The organism is Mesorhizobium sp. M0938, from assembly GCF_040319125.1.
Taxonomy (GTDB): Bacteria; Pseudomonadota; Alphaproteobacteria; order Rhizobiales; family Rhizobiaceae; genus Mesorhizobium; species Mesorhizobium robiniae.
Map to the genome: position 1 here is coordinate 345,149 of NZ_JAMYNS010000004.1, position 17,181 is coordinate 362,329.

Genomic DNA, 17,181 nt, shown 5'->3' on the forward strand with positions numbered 1-17,181 from the left:
TTCTATTCGATCCCGAGCTTGGCCTTGACGAGGTCGTTGACCGCCTGCGGGTTAGCCTTGCCGCCTGTCGCCTTCATCACCTGACCGACGAACCAGCCGGCCATGGTCGGCTTGGCGCGCGCCTGTTCGACCTTGTCCGGATTGGCCGATATCACCTCGTCGACCGCCCTCTCGATGGCGCCGGTGTCCGTGACCTGTTTCATGCCGCGGCTTTCGACCAGCTGGCGCGGATCGCCACCCTCGTTCCAGACGATCTCGAACAGGTCCTTGGCGATCTTGCCGGAGATGGTGCCCTCCTTGATCAGGTCGATGACCGCGCCGAGCTGATCGGGCGAAACCGGAGCATTTTCAATACCCTTTCCGGCCTTGTTCAACGCACCGAGCAGATCGTTGATGACCCAATTGGCGGCGAGCTTGCCGTCGCGACCAGCAGCCACCTTCTCGAAATAGTCGGCGACCGCCTTTTCCGAAACCAGGATCGAGGCGTCATAGGTCGACAAGCCAAGCGAGGAGATTAGCCGCGCTTTCTTGGCGTCGGGCAGTTCAGGCAGGTCCTTTGCCAGCGCGTCGACATAGGCCTGGTCGAATTCCAGCGGCAGAAGGTCGGGATCCGGGAAATAGCGATAGTCGTGCGCTTCTTCTTTGGAACGCATCGAGCGCGTCTCGCCCTTGTTGGGGTCGAACAGCCGCGTTTCCTGGTCGATCTTGCCGCCGTCCTCCAGGATGGCGATCTGGCGACGCGCCTCGTAGTCGATCGCTTGGCCGATGAAGCGGATTGAGTTGACGTTCTTGATCTCGCAGCGCGTACCGAATTCGCCGCCGGGCCTGCGCACCGAAACGTTGACGTCGGCGCGCAGCGAACCCTCGTCCATATTGCCGTCGCAAGTGCCGAGATAGCGAACGATGGTGCGCAGCTTGGTCACATAGGCCTTGGCCTCGTCGGCGGAGCGCATGTCGGGCTTGGAGACGATCTCCATCAGCGCCACGCCGGAGCGGTTGAGATCGACATAGGACATGGTCGCATGCTGGTCGTGCATCGACTTACCGGCATCCTGCTCCAGATGCAGGCGCTCGATGCCGACCTCGATATCTTCGAATTCGCCCTGCCGGTCCGGGCCGACGGAGACAATCACCTTGCCCTCGCCAACGATCGGCTGCTTGAACTGCGATATCTGATATCCCTGCGGCAGATCGGGATAGAAATAGTTTTTCCGGTCGAAGACCGACTTGTGGTTGATCTCGGCTTTCAGCCCGAGGCCGGTGCGGATCGCCTGCTTGACGCATTCCTCGTTGATCACCGGCAGCATACCCGGCATCGCCGCATCGACCAGGCTGACATTTGCGTTCGGCGGCGCGCCGAAAGCCGTCGAGGCGCCGGAGAACAGCTTTGCCTCCGAAGTCACCTGCGCGTGGACCTCAAGTCCGATGATGATCTCCCAGTCGCCGGTTGCGCCTGATATCAGGCGCTTGGCGTCGGGCGTGCGGGTATCGATGAGGGTCATAGTAGCCTGCAGTATCGCATTTATGGATCGCTCGTTTCGCATAAATAGCACACGAAACGCGTTGGCCTTGGCTAGTGCAAACCGTTCCGCGAGACAAGCGCAAAGCCGCGGGCTGGCCTTTTCCGCTGCTTTCGCCTATATGCCGCTCATCCTAATGGAGAGTGGATGTCCACTTACGCTCAGTCCCGGTAAGGCCCTGACCTCTCAGTGAGGCAGGGCAGAAGACCTGAAACCCCGTGCTGCGAACTCTCGCGGCGGCGGCTTTTTTCGTTTTCCCGGGAATTCTATCACATGGACATTTCGCGCACTGAACAGCGCATCCTGCATCTGCTTGCGCAGGGCGGGCGCATCGAAATCGAAAAGAACGAGAAGAAGCGGATCGCCTCCGTCAAATGCCTGACCCGCGATGGCTGGCACTATCCTGGCGTCGATCTCGATCTGTTTCGCAAACTGAAGCGGAAGAGAGCGGTCTCCTCGGCGGGTGGCGGACCTTACCGCATTACCCGACGCGGGCTCGAACTCGTCCGTGCCGAACTCGACAACAGGTGATGGGCAAGTCCGCCGGCCGGTATAGCGGTCGGCGGTTCCTTGCCGACGATCTCAGGCCGTCGCGATGTAGGCCCTGATCTCGGCGGCCTCGCGCTCGACATCCTCAATGCGCCGCTTGACCACGTCGCCAATGGAGACGATGCCGTCGAGCAGGCCGTCCTTTTCCACCGGCAGATGGCGGAAACGGCCGCTCGTCATGATCTCCATGACCTCGTTGACGGTGTGGTTCTCATTGCAGATCTTCACCTTGGGCGTCATTGCCGAACGTACCGCAATGTCCAGTGCGGCGGCTCCTTCCCTGGCGAGGACCCGCACGACGTCGCGCTCGGAAAGAATGCCGACGATCTTGTGATCGCCATTGGTGATGACCAGCGCGCCGATCCTGTGTTCGGCCAGGATGCGAATGGCCTCGCTCAGCTTTTCGTTCGGCCCGAGCGTCAACACGTCATGGCCTTTCTGCTCGAGAATTGCCTTAACAGTCATGGCGTCCTCCTCAGTTTTACTTGCCGGTTCCTGCCCTGACCGGCTTTCCTTCTGCGCATGACCCCGAAAATCAGCCTCGATTGTCGGAAAGGATCATGCGCCGCAAATCAAAGTTCTACAGCGTCCTTGCGCCCAAGAGGACACGCGGCGCTGTGGGAAACATCGTGCGCCGCGATCGATTGCATTTCAAGTGCGGCGTCTCAATGCGCATCGCATGTCGTTGTCCCAAAACCGCTACGCACTTTTGGGCGACATGCTTTAGGCCGTGGACTCTTCCGCCTGCCGCCGCCGATCGAAGGCGCGCAGGCCGAAGAAGCCGGCGACAAAACCGCCAATATGGGCCTCCCAGGCGATCTGGCTGTCGATGCCAGGCGCAAAGGCAACGAGGCCGGTAACGAGATTGATCACCATCCAGATGGCGAGAAAAGTCATAACCCCGCGCGAGCGGAACACTGCCGCCATTGGCATTGGCGCGCCGGCGAAGGCGGCTTTGCCGGACGAGCGGTCGATGCGGAAACCAAAGCGGGCAGCTGCCCCCATCATGCCAGAAATCGCTCCCGATGCGCCGACCAGCGGCGCCTGGCCGAGCGGATGCACGGCCCAGAACAGCACAACCGCCGCCAGCCCCGTCGCCGCGAAGAACAGGCTGAACCGAAGCGCGCCGAAGCGGTTTGCCAGCGGCGAGCCGAACGCCGCCAGCCAGACCATGTTGATGGCAAGGTGAGCAAAGCCGCCATGCAGGAAGGCATAGGTGAAGGGGCTCGAAAACGCATAGAAGTCGAGGTCGAAGCGACCGGAATAGCGGATCGGAATGAAAGCGGTCCGGATCAGCAGGGAGAAATCCTGGTCATCGGTAAGCCAGTAGAACCGGATCAGGTGAACGACGACGCAGACCCCGATAATCGCCAGAACAATGGGCGGCATGTTGAATACCGGCTCGCGGCGCCGTTCCGGCTCGCGGCTGACTGGCCCGCCCTCGCCCTGTTCGGTTCCCGATGGGCTTTCTGGTTCGCTCATGTGGCTAGCACTCGGTCCTGCTTCGACTTGGCGAGCATCTAGGCCATGGCCAACCGAATCACAAAGGGCGAATCGACGCGAGAACGAAATGGGCGCGAATCAAAAAGAAGCCGTCCAAGGTTGCCCTTGAACGGCTGGTCGAGCCCCCGTGCTCCCCAAACTCTTGACTGAAATGCTGCCGATCGCTGCAAAACGACCGTTTCTGGAGTGGTTTTAGCGTGCCACGGGCTTGAGCGAGGTGCAACGTAAACCATTTGTTAACCTTAACGGCCCCGACCCGTGAACAAGTGTTAACGATGCTGGCACGCATCCTGCTCCGCAACGCATGTAGGTCATCGGAGGGCGCCCTTCTGTTCACCGATGGGACAGCAGACGACAGATTGCGCGGAGCAGCATAGCATGAACCAGAACGGATCGATCACGCTGTTCCATTATTGGAACCGGCTGCGTGGTGGGCGCCCTGCCCCGAAGCGTTCGGAAATCGAACCAGCCGACATCAAGTCGCTACTGGCCGACACATTTATCCTGGAAAAGGATACGCGCGGCGAAGCGGTATTCCGGCTCGCCGGCACCAGGCTCTGCGCGGTCTATGGTCGTGAACTCAAAGGCTTTTCCTTCCCGTCGCTGTGGCGCGAGAAGGACCAGCGGCTTGTCTCAAAACTGATCCACGGCGTCCTCGACCAGAAATCCGTAGTGCTCATCACCTATGAAGGTTTCAGCCGCAACGAGCGTTCCGGCAAATTCGAGTTGCTTGCCCTGCCGCTCGACGGCGGCGTCGAAAATCCGCGCTGCCTCGGCGTGATAAGCGCCGCTGAAAAGCCCTTCTGGCTGGGTGCGGATCCAATCGCCGACGCCTTGATCGATTCGATCCGCGTCGTCGATCCGGAAAACGAACCGATGCTGCTGAAGAACCGGCCGGCCATCGACGTTCCCTCGCTTGTCCCGTCGGAACTCGATCCGCCTGAAACGATTTCGGCGCTCGGCCAGGCGCGCCGCATCCGTCATCTGGTCGTGTTCGACGGCGGCCGCGAGGAATAATCCCGAACGCTAAAGTAGCGGCGACCGACTTTCCCCTTTGTTAACCTGACTTGCTATAGTTTTCCGTTGAGGTTCCTTGCATCAACGCGTGGAATGCCAGACGGGGTGTAGGCGTCATGAGGTCAGCGGCGGTCGACACCGCGCCGTCCCAAGCTGAAAGGCGTAACTTTCAGCGCGTCGGCGTGAAGATCTATGGGCGCTTCATGCTGGAGGATCGCACCGAACATCCGTGCCAGGTGGTCGACATGTCACCGGGCGATGTCGCGCTTCGCACCGAACGCATCGGCATGCCGGGCGAGAAAGTCATCGCCTATATCGACCACATCGGCCGCATCGAAGGCGTCGTCACCCGCATCTTGCAGGATGGCTTTGCGATGACTGTCATCGCGTCGGAACGCAAGAAGGACAAGCTTGCCGCGCAGTTGACCTGGCTTGCCAACAAGCACGAGCTCGATCTGCCGGAAGATCGCCGTCATGAGCGCGTGGCGCCGCGCAACCCGACCAGCGTGCTTCAGCTCGCCGATGGGCGCGAGTACCAATGCCGCATCATCGACCTGTCGCTTTCGGGCGCGGCGGTCGAGATCGACGTCAAGCCGGCAATCGGCATTCAGGTCACGCTGGGCACCATGCACGGACAGGTGGTGCGCCATTTCGAGGACGGCGTCGCCATCGAGTTCGCCGTCATCCAGCGGCCCGAAACACTCGATTCCGAATTCAACGCATCCGGAACCTGACAGACGACAGATTGCGCAGTCGAACCGGCCCATTTTCCAGGGCAGTCGATTTAGACAAATGATGGCGTCCGATCCGTATAAAGGCGATCGATTGTCAATGTCGGCGCCCTCCTCATCTGGCTGCCGCCATCTTCTCCCCGTAAATGGGGAGAAGGACGCCTTCATTGAAAATTCGCCAATCATCAGCGTTTCTGGGAGGGCGCCAAGGTTGCGACCAGCCCCTTCTCACCGTAAACGGGGAGAAGATGCCGGCAGGCAGATGAGGGGCAGCGCAAGCCTGAGCGATTGCCCGGCCATTTTCAGACGGATTTTTGTCGACCCGACGCGGCTCCGCTGAAACGCGTCAACAATTTTGTACTGAAATGATTCAAATTTTATGTTTATTCTATTGGCGTTTTACTTAATATCTACTTCGAGCTTTTGCGTCGAATAAATTCAATCGTGTCATTGTCTCCTCAAACGGGGAGACTGGACGATGAAGAAGACGAGGGGCAAGCTGTTGCTCTTGGCGATGGCGATGCAGCTTACCGCCTGGGGAACGGCGTACGCAGCGGGACCAGCCTTCATGCACACCGGCAGCCGCACCACACAGCCGGTCGGCCATTACGAATTCTGCCAGAAGATTCCGCAGGAATGCAATCAGCGCACGCCGAAGCAGGCGCCGGTCGAGCTGACCCGCAAATTGTGGGCGAAGATCGTCAGCATCAACAATTCGGTCAACACCAGGATCATGCCGCGCACCGACATGGAACTGTGGGGCAAGGAAGAAGTCTGGTCCTATCCCAACAGCGGCTTCGGCGACTGCGAGGACTATGCGCTGGAAAAGCGCCGCGCGTTGATGAACATCGGCATACCGGCCGGGGACCTGCTGATGACGGTTGCGCGCCAGCCGAATGGAGACGGCCACGCGGTGCTGACCGTGCGCACCAGCCTCGGAGAGTTCATCCTCGACAATCTCGAGACCAAGGTGCTGTCCTGGACCAACACCGACTACACCTACCTGAAGCGCCAATCGAGCCAGAATTCGGGCGCTTGGGTAACGATCAACGACGGCCGCTCCGACGCGGTCGCCAGCGTCCGCTAAGGACGCGACGCAAAAACCCGGTCGAGTCCCCACCCTCCCCGTCCCCAACGACCGGGTTTTAGGAGCCGGCCCCGTCCCCGGGCCGGCTCCACCTTTTCTGACCGTCTTAGTCCGGCAGGCCCGCCTTGCGAAGGCCTTCGATATATCTGCTGCGATCGTCAGGCCGATGAAACGGCGGCAGCACCTCGCCGAGATTCGATAGCCGCAACGTAGGATCGAGTTCGCGCAGGCGAGCCATCATCTTCTCGGCCTCCGAAAGCCGACCGGCTAAGACGCAACTTGCCGTCGCCACACGCGTCGCACTCGCGTAGTTTGGTTGCGAGCGCAAAGACCTTTTCGCCCACTCAGCAGCATCGTTGTAGCGCCCGGCACAAAAGTGAGCGAGCGCGGTGCAAAATTCCCAAACAAAAAAGCGAGGATCGAACGGACTGAGGCGCATTGCCTGCGCGGCGCGCTCGACCGCTTTCTCCGGCTCACCTAAGCACGCTTGAACCCAGGCGCTGTAACCCCACGCCGCAGCCAAGTTCGGGTTCAGGCCAAGCGCACGTTCGATGCAAGCCGCGCTTTCCTCCACATCGCCGCCTACATAGCCGAGCACGTATCCGCCGTACGAAAGGGCAATTGCATCGTCCCACCCAAGTTCGATCGCTCTCTTTGCCAGTCGGGTCGCCTCGGCAGTCTCTTCTGAGCGATCGATCATCCAGCGGTTGCTCTTTCGCGCCGCATAGCAGCGCGCCGCCCGGGCATAGGCGGCAGCGAACACCGGGTCACAGCCGATCGCCTTCATGAAGAACCGCAGAGCGTCATCCATGGTTTCCTTGGTGTTGACCGCTCGGTCGTGGGACGCCAACCCGCGCAGATAATAGTCGTAGGCGTTGAGGTCCTCAGTCGGCTTGCGCTTGGCGCGCTCAATTTCCGCCTCCTCGACCTTTGGAGTGATCGCGCCGACTATGCTCGAGGCGATCTGGTCCTGAAAATCAAAAACCTCGGCTAGAGTGCCTTCAAAACGGTCAGCCCACAGGTGGAGGCCGCTCGAAGCGTCGAGGAGTTGTCCGGTGATGCGCAGGCGCTCACCCGCTTTCCGCACACTTCCCTCGACGATATAGCGGACGCCCAACTCCAGCCCGATCTGCTTGATGTCGACAGCCCGTTCCCTATACGTGAAGCTCGAGTTCCGGGAGATGACGAACAAATGACGGAATTGAGCCAGGACGGTGATAATGTCCTCGACAATGCCATCGGCAAAATAGTCCTGCGTTGGATCGCCGCTCAGATTTTGAAACGGCAACACTGCCACCGACGGTCTATCATCGTGTCCCGTCGGGACTGCCAGCACAGGCGCCGGCGCCGCAACGCCAGAGCTTGGCCCCGGCTGCTGATGTCCAGTTCGTTCGCGGGACTGTAACGAAGCCGCCAGTGAGCTCGTCTGCGCCTCCGGCTCGGCATCCAGCTGCTTTTTCAGAACCGTCCGACAGAGCTCGAACTGGCGCAAGGCGGCGTTTTCGTGACCGCGATGAGCATGGATCCGGATCAGCGCCCGATGCGCGGCCTCCGCGGTAGGATCTGAGGCGAGCAATCTCTCGGCGAGCCCTTCGCAGGCAGTCTCTTCAGCCGAGCCGGGTATGGGCAGCGCGAGGCTCAGCCGATCCACCAACTGCAGCGCCTTGCGCTGATACCTGTTCAGATAGGGTCCAAACCACTCATCCAGTTCCTCAGGAATGGCTTCCCCGGCAAGCACGCCACCACGGTAGAGATCGGCAGCGAAGGCGAGATCGGCCGCTCGGCCCTCCTCCAGTTTCCGGTCGAAGATCGAAATGTCCGCTTCATCCGGACCGGCAATCAGCGCGACGGCTTCCTGATCCCCATCGATGTAGATGGTGGCATCTTTGCTGGTCGGGAACGAGCGCCTGATATCGACCAGCGCTTGCCGCAAACTATTGCGGGCCTGGCCATTGCCTCGTCCTGGCCAAAAGGCTTCGGAGAGCTGCTCGCGACGATGGCCGCGGCGGCCCGCCAGCACCAGGGCGGCAAAAAGAAGCGAAGTCTTGCGCGTGGCGAAACGGACGGGCCGGCGCTCCGGAGAAGTAACCTCGAGGCCGCCCAACAACCTGATGCGCAAAGATCGTCTCCAGACTTTGATCGCCGCGGCAGAATAGCATTTCGGTAGATGGATTTAACACCGATTTAACGGCGGCTCGTCGGGCTTTTCCGTTTTTTTCACGCACAACCGAACAGCCCGAAAACACCGGCGTGACACGCTCCCATCCGCAAATCTCGAAATGGGAGACTAAAAATGGCTCACACTGAAACTCGCGCGTCGAAAAGACAATTGTTTGTATCCGGCCTGAAAAGTGTAGCAATCGCCGCCTTAAGGGATTGGTGGCGGAGCGTCGCAAGACGCAGGGCACTAGCCGAATTGACGCCCGATCAACTGAACGACATCGGTCATCCGGAGGCCCATCGACCCGTGCTCAACATCAAGGCAGGTCTGATCACGAAGTTGATGTCGATGCGGTAAATTCAGCGCACCACTGCGCAGCATATCCACGACCGACCGCTATGCCTTCTTCAGCCCCGCCTTGAAGCGTTTGCCGTTGGCGACGTAGTGCGCGGCCGAAGCGCGCAACCCGGCGACCGCGGCATCGTCCAGCGCACGCATCAAACGCGCGGGCGAGCCGATGATCAGCGAATTGTCAGGAAATTCCTTGCCTTCCGTGACCAGGGCGCCGGCGCCGACCAGCGAATTCTTGCCGATCTTCGCGCCGTTCAGCACGATCGCGCCCATGCCGATCAGGCTGTTGTCGCCGACCGTGCAGCCATGCAGCAAGGCCCGATGGCCGATCGTGCAGCCTTGCCCGATGGTCAGCGGAAAACCGACATCCGTGTGCATGACCGTGTGTTCCTGCACATTGGTGTCGGCGCCGACGAAAATAGGCTCGTTGTCGCCACGTATGACGACGCCAAACCAGAAGCCGGCGTTGCGGCCGACCTGGATATCGCCGATCAGAGTGGCGTCGGGCGCGATCCAATTGCTATCCGCGTCCTCGAAACCCGGTGCCTTTCCGTCGATCGCATAGAGCGGCATTTTCGTCTCCCGAATCGTCTCACACTAAACGTTCGCAGAGCCTAGGAGCATGCCCGCCCTGGACGCAATGTCGATCAGCACGACGCCCAGTGCCAAGGCCCAGAGCGTCGCGGTGCAACCGCAAGAGATCAGCGCCGGTGCCGAAATGCGCCCCCGCCGCCAAGCGTCAAGGGCCTCGTTGGCGAACATCAAGGGCCCGGCGCATGCCGTCGCGGCCAACGAGCGCAGCATATGCCTTGGCGAAACATAGGGTTCGGCAAAGGCAAGCTTGCGGCCTGATATCAGCTCCATTGCCGATCCGACCAGGCCGCACGCCGTCAGCCCAACCATAAAAGCGAAGAGTGTGTGTTCGACCGGACCCATCTTTACCTTCCATTTACCATGAAACCGCACAGTCGTGTCGACAGGCGCGTTGCAAGAGCCGTGCCGCGCCACATGTGCCGCTCAAGGACACTCAAGAAGACACCTTGGGACAGGCGGCCGATACTGGGGATCGCGATGAAGCAGGCAGCCACCGCCAACGGTCCGCAACTCACCGTCGTCGATTCCAAGCTTATGAAGCGGGTGTTCTACGTGTTCGCGGCGCTGGCAGTGCTTTCGGTGGCGATCAGCCTTGGCGGCAAATGGTTCGGCCGCTCGATCGCCATGGCCGGGTATACCGACGACAGGACGATTTACGAGGTCGTGATCGGCAACAATGTCATCGCCGCGCCGGCTAATCTCATACGCTTCGACCAGGCCCGGCGCGACGGCATCGCCTCGCGCCTCGACCTCTATCTGCGCTATCCCGAGATGGACGGCTACAGCGAGGCCGCCCGCGACGATTTCAACAACACCGGACTTCGCAAGAACATCATCTTCCTCTCGCTCGAACGGCAGATAATGTCGCGCGACATGAGCGGCCGCTTCGCGCCGATCTACAGCGCACTGATCGCCCAACCCGGCACATCAGGCCCAGGCGACACGACGCTCTACGGCTTCACCGAAAAATCAGGCTATCTCAATGAGGTGCTGGCGGTCGGCAATCGCCGGGGCAAGGACCCGTTCGTGGCCCGCTGCCTGAGCGGGCCGAGTGCTGCGCAATCGCTGGCGCCCTGCGAACGCGACATCCTGGTCGGCGACAAGCTCAGCCTCACCTACCGTTTTCCCAAGGAATTTCTGATGGACTGGCAGACGCTCGACGCAGCCATCGCCAGCGAGGCTGCGCGCATGCTGAAGACAGGGCGCTAACGCGTTGTGTCTGAAGGGATTATACGACTCGCTTTGGGGCCAATCGCAAACGGCGGAAATTGGGGAAAAGCCTCTCGTTCGTCATCCTCGGGCGGAGTGGGAGCGAAGCGGACCGCGAAGACCCGAGGATCCATCCCGTGACTTTCGAGCGCCGAAGCGATGCAAAATATGCAGTGCCACGGCCTGTCCTCGAAAGGAGGACCAGGATCCTCTCGGTCTCCTTCCCACTTCAACTATAGCACCGGAACAACACACAGGATCCTAGGGTCTGCGCTCCGCTTCGCGTTCGCTTCGCCCTAGGATGACGAATGCATGGCGACCTGCCGCCAGCCGCAAACCCCCGGCTCAGGCCAGATCGATATCGAGGATGGCCATCGAGAAATTATAGTCGCCGTCGTCCTCGTCCTTGAAGACGATGCCGAGGAATTCGTCGCCGACATAGACCTCGGCCGAATCGTCCTTGCGCGGCCGTGCCTTCACTTCAAGCTTGGGGTTCTGGAAGACGCGCTTGAAATAGGCGTCCAGCTTTCTGATTTCGTCCGGCTTCAAAAGTCTTCTCCGATCGTCGGTCTTGCTCGTTTGAACGCGCTTCTGGCACGTCGACAATGGCGATGTAAAGGCAAGCCGGCGAGAGAACCAGACGCCACCCGGCGCATACAACCGGAATTCAGCCGTACGTCCGAGCGCCTTGGCCTCAGATATCGAAACTGACGACGTGGTCCATCGTCTGCGAAGGCAAAAGCTGGTCCATCTGCCGCGAAGGCTGGTCGCAGCCGGTCTCGCCGACAACGCGGGCCGGCACGCCGGCAACCGTTTTGTTGTGCGGCACCGGCGACAGCACCACCGAACCTGCCGCGATCTTTGAGCAATGGCCGACCTCGATATTGCCGAGGATCTTGGCGCCGGCGCCGATCAGCACGCCGTAGCGGATCTTGGGATGGCGATCGCCGCCGGCCTTGCCGGTGCCGCCCAGCGTCACGCCGTGCAGGATCGACACGTCATCCTCGATCACCGCCGTCTGGCCGACGACGAGGCCGGTGGCGTGGTCGAGGAAGATGCCTTTGCCGATGCGGGCGGCCGGGTTGATGTCGGTCTGGAACACCGAGGACGACCGGCTCTGCAGGTAGAGCGCGAAGTCCTGGCGGCCCTGGTTCCACAGCCAATGCGCCAGCCGGTGGGTCTGGATGGCATGAAAACCCTTGAAATAGAGCACCGGCATGATGAAGCGGTCGCAGGCCGGATCGCGATCATAATAGGCCTGGATGTCGACGCGCACCGTCGACGCCCAGTCCTTGTCGTCGGCTGCCATCGCCTTGAATGTCTGGCGGATGAGATCGGAACCGATATCCTGATGGGCCAGCCGCTCGGCCAGCCGATGGATGACCGCTTCCTCCAGGCTTTCCTGGTTGAGGATGGTCGAATAGAGGAACGCCGCCAGCAGCGGATCGCGGTTGACCGCCTCCATCGCTTCGTCGCGGATCGAGCGCCAGATCGGGTCGATCGGCTTCACCATGGTGGGGCGGGCAATCGTAACGCTGTTCATCTATGGTCTCCGGCCATCTACCGTCTCCGGCTTGGCGGCTTGCCTATTCTCCGGCCGCACATATAAGCAAAATTATAGCACGATTGAACTCAATTTTCCTTAGTGCTTTGTCAAATGGATTTGGTTCACGGAAATTCAAGCGGCCATGGAAAACGAACCCTTGATCGACGAACCGCTGAAGCACGAGCTTTCCGTGCTCTATCGGGCCGACGGCCGCCACTATCACAGCCTTGCCCATATCGAGGCGATGCTGGCGCTGGCCGACGACTATCGGGCATCGCTGCAAGATCCCGAAGCAGTCGAGGCGGCGATATGGTTCCACGATGCCATCTATGACAGCCGGGCCAAGGACAACGAGACCAAGAGTGCCGCCCTTGCCGAGAAAAAGCTCGCCGGCCGCACGGATACGGAGCGCCTCGGCCGCATCATGGCGATGATCATCGCCACCGCCACGCATGAATTGCCACACTTTAGCGACGACAATGCCGTGCGCGACGCAGCGCTGTTTCTCGACATGGACCTGGCGATCCTGGGTGCGGCGCCTGACGCTTTCGATGCCTATGAACAGGCGGTTCGCCGCGAATATGGCTGGGTGGAGGAGCCTATGTGGCGTGCCGGCCGCAGTGCTGTTCTGAAGAGTTTTCTCGCCCGCCCGCATATTTTTCACACCGAAGAATTCCGGCATCGGTTCGAACCCCAAGCCAGGCAAAACGTGGCGCGGTCGATCGAAGCGTTAGAGGCATGACAGGTTCTAGTCCGGAAACGTCTCCATGCGTTGCGCATAGACCTTGAAGCCGGCACGCCTGTAGACCGATTGCGCGCTGGGATGGTCGTGGGTGTCGGTGTGCAGCCAGAGTTTTTCGGGCCCATGCGACCAGACGGCGCGTAGCGATTGGTCAAGCAAGTAGGGTCCAAGCCTACGGCTCTGGAAAGCGGGAATCAGGCCAAAATTGGTCAGTTCGACAACCGGTTGGCCAACGCCTGTGAATTCACACAGGCCGGCGGCCTCGCCATCGACGCGCAAGACGTGAATATGCGTCGACGGGCTGGCGAGAAGATCTTCGAGCTCGCTTGAAGACATGCGCAGCCGCTGGTCCCATTGCACAGACTGGCCAACGGCGCGGTAGAGGCTGATGTAATCGGCGATGCCAAGCGTTTCGCGCGTAACCGTCGCGTGTAATACCGGGGTGGGACAAGCGTCGCTGGACGGCGGCTCCGTCATCTCCAGATAGGTGACGAGAAGGTCGACCATGGCAACTCGCGCAAGGTTTGAGAACTGAGACTTGCGGCCTGGCTAGATCAGCGCCGGATCATGCGCGGCGGCCACTCGTTCAAAGCGGATTTTCGGCATAGAACTCCAGCACCCGCTGCTTGAAGGTCTTGTCGCCGACGGCCAGCATGTGGTCGCGGCCGTCGATGTGAAATGCCCTAGCGTTCGGCATCAAGACGGCCAGTTCGTCGGGCGAGCCGGCGATGTCGTCCTTGGTTCCGACGGCAATCAAGGTCGGTTGCGCAATGCGCGCGACATCGCCCTCGCTCATTGACGCCCGCGAACCGACGATGCAGACGGCAAGCGCCCGCCGGTCGCTTCGGGTCTGGTCGGCGAAGGCGCGAAACGATCGGCCGCGGGCATGGCTGATCGTGCTCGGGTCCTCGGCCAGCAGCGCATCGGCGATCGGATCCCAATCTCCGACGCCATCGACAAGGCCGATACCAAGGCCGCCGAACACCAGTGTCGCTACCTTGTCCGGATCGGAAAGCGCCAGGAACGCCGATACCCGCGCGCCCATCGAATAGCCCATGACATGGGCGCGTTCGATGCCGAGATGGCCGAGCAGGGCCGCAGCGTCGGACGCCATCCGGTCCGGCGTATAGGCGGCCTCGTCATAACTTTTCGACGAGGCGCCATGGCCGCGATTGTCGAAGGCGATGGCGCGGTAGCCTGCATCGTTCAAGGTCTTGAACCAGCCGGGCGACACCCAGTTGACGTAATGGCTCGAGGCAAAGCCGTGGATCATGAGCACCGGATCGCCCTGCCCCGATGCCGGCTGGCGATCGAGGAAGGCGAGGTCGAAACCGTCATGGGAGAAAAACTGCACCGGAGGCTGGTCCCGGTCAGTTGGCATTGGCGTTGGGCGCAGTGCCGATTGCCGGGTGACGCAACAGATCGCCGTCCTCGATGCCGCTCCTGGCGGCGGTGCCCGCCTTAAGTTCGAGCACGAAGCGAACCGGCTCGCCGGGCGAGATCATCGCCTCGGATTGCGGCTCGCCTTGCTTGATCGCCCGTATCTTGCCGTCCTGACCGACAAAGATCAGGTCGAGCGGCATCGGCGTGTTTCTCATCCAGAAACTCACCTCCCGAGCCTCCTCGAACACGAACAGCATGCCATGATCGTCGGCCATCTCCTCGCGAAACATCAGGCCGGCCTCGCGCTCGGCGGAGGTGTCGGCGATTTCGATTGAGAAGGAGCGTTCGCCGCCTTTCGTCACCGCGACCAGCGGCTGCGGGTCGACGGCAAGCACCATCGCCCGGCTGTCTGCCGAAGCCGGTTGCTGCGAATGGAAGAAAGCGCCCGTGGCGACGATAAAGGCAATCGCAGCGCAGACTACGCCCGTTGTCAGCCAGTTCCTGTGAGTCATCCAAAATCCTCGGCCGGAAATCGTCCTAGACCATGATCCCGAACCGTAGGTCGGAAAAGATCATGGTCAAGCAAAAGCACAAGGGTCGCATCCTGATGCGACCTTAGTGCGAGGCCGGCAAGGTACCCATATCCGGGTGAATTTCGGCAGCCATAAGGCCTTTGTCGCCACGTCCGAAGCGGACGAGCACGACCTGCCCAGGCCTGAGCTCGGTAATGCCGTAGCGGCGCAGCGTCTCCATGTGGACGAAGATGTCCTCGGTGCCCTCGCCCCGGGTCAGGAAACCGAACCCTTTGGTGCGGTTGAACCATTTCACCAGCGCCCGCTCCAGTCCGCTTTCCGGTGTCACCGAGACATGGGTGCGCTGCTCCTGCATCTCCGCCGGATGGACCGCTGTGGTGAGATCCATGGAGAGCACACGGAACGCCTGCAATCCACGCTCACCGTGCTTGACGAGACAGACGACGCGCGCGCCTTCCAATGCGGTTTGGAAACCGTCCTTTCGAAGACACGTCACATGGAGGAGAATATCGCCGGAAGCGCCGTCATCGGGAAGAATGAAACCGTAACCCTTGGCCACGTCGAACCATTTGATGGCGCCGGCAATCTCGACAAGATCGGCCGCGTCGTCGCTCTCGTCCCTTCGCAAGGCGTTACCGATTCCGTCCCGCCCCATGAAAGAGGCCTTTTCCCCCATAAGAACGCCCCCTTTTTCCAAGAATACCGCAACTGATTCTTGACGTTAGATTAACACTGCCGCTTCCGGTCTGTGCAAGACCTGACGTGCCTTTTTTCACGGTTGATTGCAGGAATACCGGATTTGTCGTTTGCCGGCGCCACTGGCTATCGGCAATTGCCCTTTGGCCGGGTGGCCCTTATGTTCCGCCGCTCACCGCAACATTTCGAGGAAATCACATGCGCTACCTCCACACCATGGTCCGTGTCGCCGACATCGGTGCGTCGCTCGATTTCTACTGCAACAAGCTTGGCCTCAAGGAAGTGCGCCGCCACGAAAACGAACAGGGGCGCTTCACGCTGATTTTCCTCGCCGCTTCTGAAGACGAGCAAAGCGGCATCGCCGACAAGGCGCCGCTGATCGAGCTTACCTACAATTGGGATCCTGAAGACTACAAGGGCGGCCGCAATTTCGGCCACCTCGCCTATGAGGTCGATGACATCTACGCTACCTGCCAGCAGCTGATGGACAAGGGCGTCACCATCAACCGGCCGCCGCGCGACGGCAACATGGCCTTCGTCAAATCGCCGGACGGCATCTCGATCGAGCTTTTGCAAAAAGGCCCTGCAAAGGCCAAGGCCGAGCCTTGGGCCTCGATGCCGAATACCGGAGGCTGGTAGCCAATCACATTATCGGGAAGAATCCATTCATGCCAACCAGCCATGTCGATGTCGCCACCGAACATGCGAGCCGCTATCTGCAGCAGCTCTGCAAGCACTGGGCGCACAAGTTTCCCGTCGAGTTCGACCCGAACCACGGGACGATCGACCTCTCACTCGGCCGTACGGTTCTGGACGCCGATGCGGCAGCGCTCCACATCGCGGTAAGCGCCGACGAAGCCGGCTCGCTGGAGCGCCTGGAAACGGTCGTCGCCGACCACATCAAACGCTTCGCTTTCCGCGAAGAGCTGACGTTCGACTGGAAGCGGGCGCCGGCAGCGTAGACGGCCTCCTTCAGCCGCCTCGTTCAGCCGCCTTGGCCGGCCATCTCCAGCAGCGCCAGCACCGTGCGCCAGTTGCGCGCGGTGCCGGGCACTTTCAGCGTGCGCGGGATGAGGGTGGCAAACACCGATTTGCCGAGACCTTCCGGTGCATGCAGGTAAAGCACGTCGCCCTTGATCTCGAAGCTTTCAGGACCGGTGCATTTCTCCGAAAGACGGGCCGTCTCCTCAGGTGTCGGCGTGCGCTCCAGCGCATAGGCGTGAAGCTTGGTCGGCTCTCCGGCGATCTCCGGATAAGGGTTTTCAGCCGCCAGCCGCTCGAGCCAACCGAGATCGCGCACCATGATGCGCGAATAAAACCCCCATTTCTTCTCGAAGGCCGCTTCCAGCTGTCTGGTCAGCGTAGCCGCATCACCCTTTGCCGAGCGGAACACGACGTTGCCGCTCTGCACATAGGTGGCGACATCGCGAAAGCCGAGCTCCTCGTAGAACGACCGGAGTTCGGCCATCTTGACGATGCGTTTGCCGCCGACATTGATGCCGGAAAATAGCGCGACGAAGGTTTTCGCCCGGGCATTCATATTTGATCACTCATAGTCG

At 60.8% G+C, this 17,181-nt stretch carries 22 protein-coding genes; 9 read left to right on the forward strand and 13 right to left on the reverse strand.

Annotated features, from left to right (window positions below):
• Window positions 1-2: 2 nt before the first annotated feature.
• A complete protein-coding gene (gatB, locus tag NKH73_RS09330) occupies window positions 3-1,502 on the reverse strand; it encodes an Asp-tRNA(Asn)/Glu-tRNA(Gln) amidotransferase subunit GatB (protein ID WP_352930531.1) in 1,500 nt (499 codons plus the stop codon).
• 291 nt (window positions 1,503-1,793) lie between these two features.
• Here gatB and NKH73_RS09335 point away from each other — a divergent pair, with 291 nt between their 5' ends.
• Entirely contained in the window at window positions 1,794-2,051 is a 258-nt protein-coding gene (locus NKH73_RS09335) for a YjhX family toxin (protein WP_352930533.1), read from the forward strand.
• Between the two features lie 51 nt (window positions 2,052-2,102).
• On the opposite strand, the gene NKH73_RS09340 is transcribed toward NKH73_RS09335, so the two are convergent.
• Window positions 2,103-2,534 (reverse strand): CBS domain-containing protein, encoded by a 432-nt coding sequence (locus NKH73_RS09340; RefSeq protein ID WP_023798170.1) that lies wholly within the window; start codon window positions 2,532-2,534, stop codon window positions 2,103-2,105.
• Window positions 2,535-2,792: 258 nt separating this feature from the next.
• Window positions 2,793-3,551 (reverse strand): rhomboid family intramembrane serine protease, encoded by a 759-nt coding sequence (locus tag NKH73_RS09345; protein ID WP_352930536.1) that lies wholly within the window; start codon window positions 3,549-3,551, stop codon window positions 2,793-2,795.
• 399 nt (window positions 3,552-3,950) lie between these two features.
• On the opposite strand from NKH73_RS09345, the gene NKH73_RS09350 reads away from it, so the two are divergent.
• The 3 genes from NKH73_RS09350 (at window position 3,951) to NKH73_RS09360 (ending at window position 6,407) form a co-directional block, all read left to right on the forward strand.
• A complete protein-coding gene (locus tag NKH73_RS09350; RefSeq protein WP_352930537.1) occupies window positions 3,951-4,589 on the forward strand; it encodes a PAS domain-containing protein in 639 nt (212 codons plus the stop codon).
• A 116-nt stretch (window positions 4,590-4,705) separates the two neighbouring features.
• The gene (locus NKH73_RS09355; RefSeq protein ID WP_352930539.1) at window positions 4,706-5,323 is read left to right on the forward strand and encodes a PilZ domain-containing protein; all 618 of its coding nucleotides are present in this window, start codon (window positions 4,706-4,708) and stop codon (window positions 5,321-5,323) included.
• A 475-nt stretch (window positions 5,324-5,798) separates the two neighbouring features.
• Window positions 5,799-6,407, forward strand: a complete 609-nt coding sequence (locus tag NKH73_RS09360) for a transglutaminase-like cysteine peptidase (RefSeq protein WP_352930541.1) — start codon at window positions 5,799-5,801, stop codon at window positions 6,405-6,407.
• Between the two features lie 106 nt (window positions 6,408-6,513).
• On the opposite strand, the gene NKH73_RS09365 is transcribed toward NKH73_RS09360, so the two are convergent.
• Window positions 6,514-8,526, reverse strand: coding sequence for a BTAD domain-containing putative transcriptional regulator (locus tag NKH73_RS09365; protein ID WP_353018181.1), 2,013 nt, complete (start codon window positions 8,524-8,526; stop codon window positions 6,514-6,516).
• A gap of 174 nt (window positions 8,527-8,700) precedes the next feature.
• Between NKH73_RS09365 and NKH73_RS09370 the strand changes: the two genes are divergently transcribed.
• Complete coding sequence (locus tag NKH73_RS09370; protein WP_352930545.1) at window positions 8,701-8,925, forward strand: YjiS-like domain-containing protein; 225 nt, start codon at window positions 8,701-8,703, stop codon at window positions 8,923-8,925.
• 39 nt (window positions 8,926-8,964) lie between these two features.
• On the opposite strand, the gene NKH73_RS09375 is transcribed toward NKH73_RS09370, so the two are convergent.
• Both NKH73_RS09375 and NKH73_RS09380 read right to left on the reverse strand, forming a co-directional pair.
• Window positions 8,965-9,492: a gamma carbonic anhydrase family protein gene (locus NKH73_RS09375; RefSeq protein ID WP_352930546.1), complete on the reverse strand. Its 528-nt coding sequence runs from the start codon at window positions 9,490-9,492 to the stop codon at window positions 8,965-8,967.
• Window positions 9,493-9,516: 24 nt separating this feature from the next.
• Window positions 9,517-9,855, reverse strand: coding sequence for a DUF6949 family protein (locus NKH73_RS09380; RefSeq protein ID WP_352930548.1), 339 nt, complete (start codon window positions 9,853-9,855; stop codon window positions 9,517-9,519).
• 135 nt (window positions 9,856-9,990) lie between these two features.
• Here NKH73_RS09380 and NKH73_RS09385 point away from each other — a divergent pair, with 135 nt between their 5' ends.
• Window positions 9,991-10,722, forward strand: coding sequence for a hypothetical protein (locus tag NKH73_RS09385; protein ID WP_352930550.1), 732 nt, complete (start codon window positions 9,991-9,993; stop codon window positions 10,720-10,722).
• Between the two features lie 345 nt (window positions 10,723-11,067).
• On the opposite strand, the gene NKH73_RS09390 is transcribed toward NKH73_RS09385, so the two are convergent.
• Together NKH73_RS09390 and cysE are read right to left on the reverse strand one after the other, a co-directional pair.
• On the reverse strand, window positions 11,068-11,271 hold the full coding sequence (locus tag NKH73_RS09390) for a DUF3126 family protein (RefSeq protein WP_013531334.1): 204 nt from the start codon (window positions 11,269-11,271) through the stop codon (window positions 11,068-11,070).
• 145 nt (window positions 11,272-11,416) lie between these two features.
• Window positions 11,417-12,265: a serine O-acetyltransferase gene (cysE, locus tag NKH73_RS09395; RefSeq protein ID WP_095489508.1), complete on the reverse strand. Its 849-nt coding sequence runs from the start codon at window positions 12,263-12,265 to the stop codon at window positions 11,417-11,419.
• Window positions 12,266-12,410: 145 nt separating this feature from the next.
• Here cysE and NKH73_RS09400 point away from each other — a divergent pair, with 145 nt between their 5' ends.
• Complete coding sequence (locus NKH73_RS09400) at window positions 12,411-13,010, forward strand: HD domain-containing protein (protein WP_352930553.1); 600 nt, start codon at window positions 12,411-12,413, stop codon at window positions 13,008-13,010.
• Between the two features lie 6 nt (window positions 13,011-13,016).
• On the opposite strand, the gene NKH73_RS09405 is transcribed toward NKH73_RS09400, so the two are convergent.
• From NKH73_RS09405 to NKH73_RS09420, 4 genes are all read right to left on the reverse strand, one after another.
• On the reverse strand, window positions 13,017-13,517 hold the full coding sequence (locus NKH73_RS09405) for a GNAT family N-acetyltransferase (protein WP_352930555.1): 501 nt from the start codon (window positions 13,515-13,517) through the stop codon (window positions 13,017-13,019).
• Between the two features lie 79 nt (window positions 13,518-13,596).
• Window positions 13,597-14,364 (reverse strand): alpha/beta fold hydrolase, encoded by a 768-nt coding sequence (locus tag NKH73_RS09410; protein WP_352930557.1) that lies wholly within the window; start codon window positions 14,362-14,364, stop codon window positions 13,597-13,599.
• Window positions 14,365-14,380: 16 nt separating this feature from the next.
• On the reverse strand, window positions 14,381-14,905 hold the full coding sequence (locus NKH73_RS09415; protein WP_352930559.1) for a DUF192 domain-containing protein: 525 nt from the start codon (window positions 14,903-14,905) through the stop codon (window positions 14,381-14,383).
• 103 nt (window positions 14,906-15,008) lie between these two features.
• Window positions 15,009-15,602, reverse strand: coding sequence for a cold-shock protein (locus NKH73_RS09420; RefSeq protein WP_473635089.1), 594 nt, complete (start codon window positions 15,600-15,602; stop codon window positions 15,009-15,011).
• 218 nt (window positions 15,603-15,820) lie between these two features.
• Here NKH73_RS09420 and gloA point away from each other — a divergent pair, with 218 nt between their 5' ends.
• Window positions 15,821-16,261, forward strand: coding sequence for a lactoylglutathione lyase (gene gloA, locus NKH73_RS09425; RefSeq protein WP_352930563.1), 441 nt, complete (start codon window positions 15,821-15,823; stop codon window positions 16,259-16,261).
• Between the two features lie 29 nt (window positions 16,262-16,290).
• Window positions 16,291-16,584, forward strand: coding sequence for a DUF2218 domain-containing protein (locus NKH73_RS09430; protein ID WP_352930565.1), 294 nt, complete (start codon window positions 16,291-16,293; stop codon window positions 16,582-16,584).
• 23 nt (window positions 16,585-16,607) lie between these two features.
• On the opposite strand, the gene NKH73_RS09435 is transcribed toward NKH73_RS09430, so the two are convergent.
• Entirely contained in the window at window positions 16,608-17,162 is a 555-nt protein-coding gene (locus NKH73_RS09435; protein WP_352930567.1) for a DUF1697 domain-containing protein, read from the reverse strand.
• Window positions 17,163-17,181 lie beyond the last annotated feature (19 nt).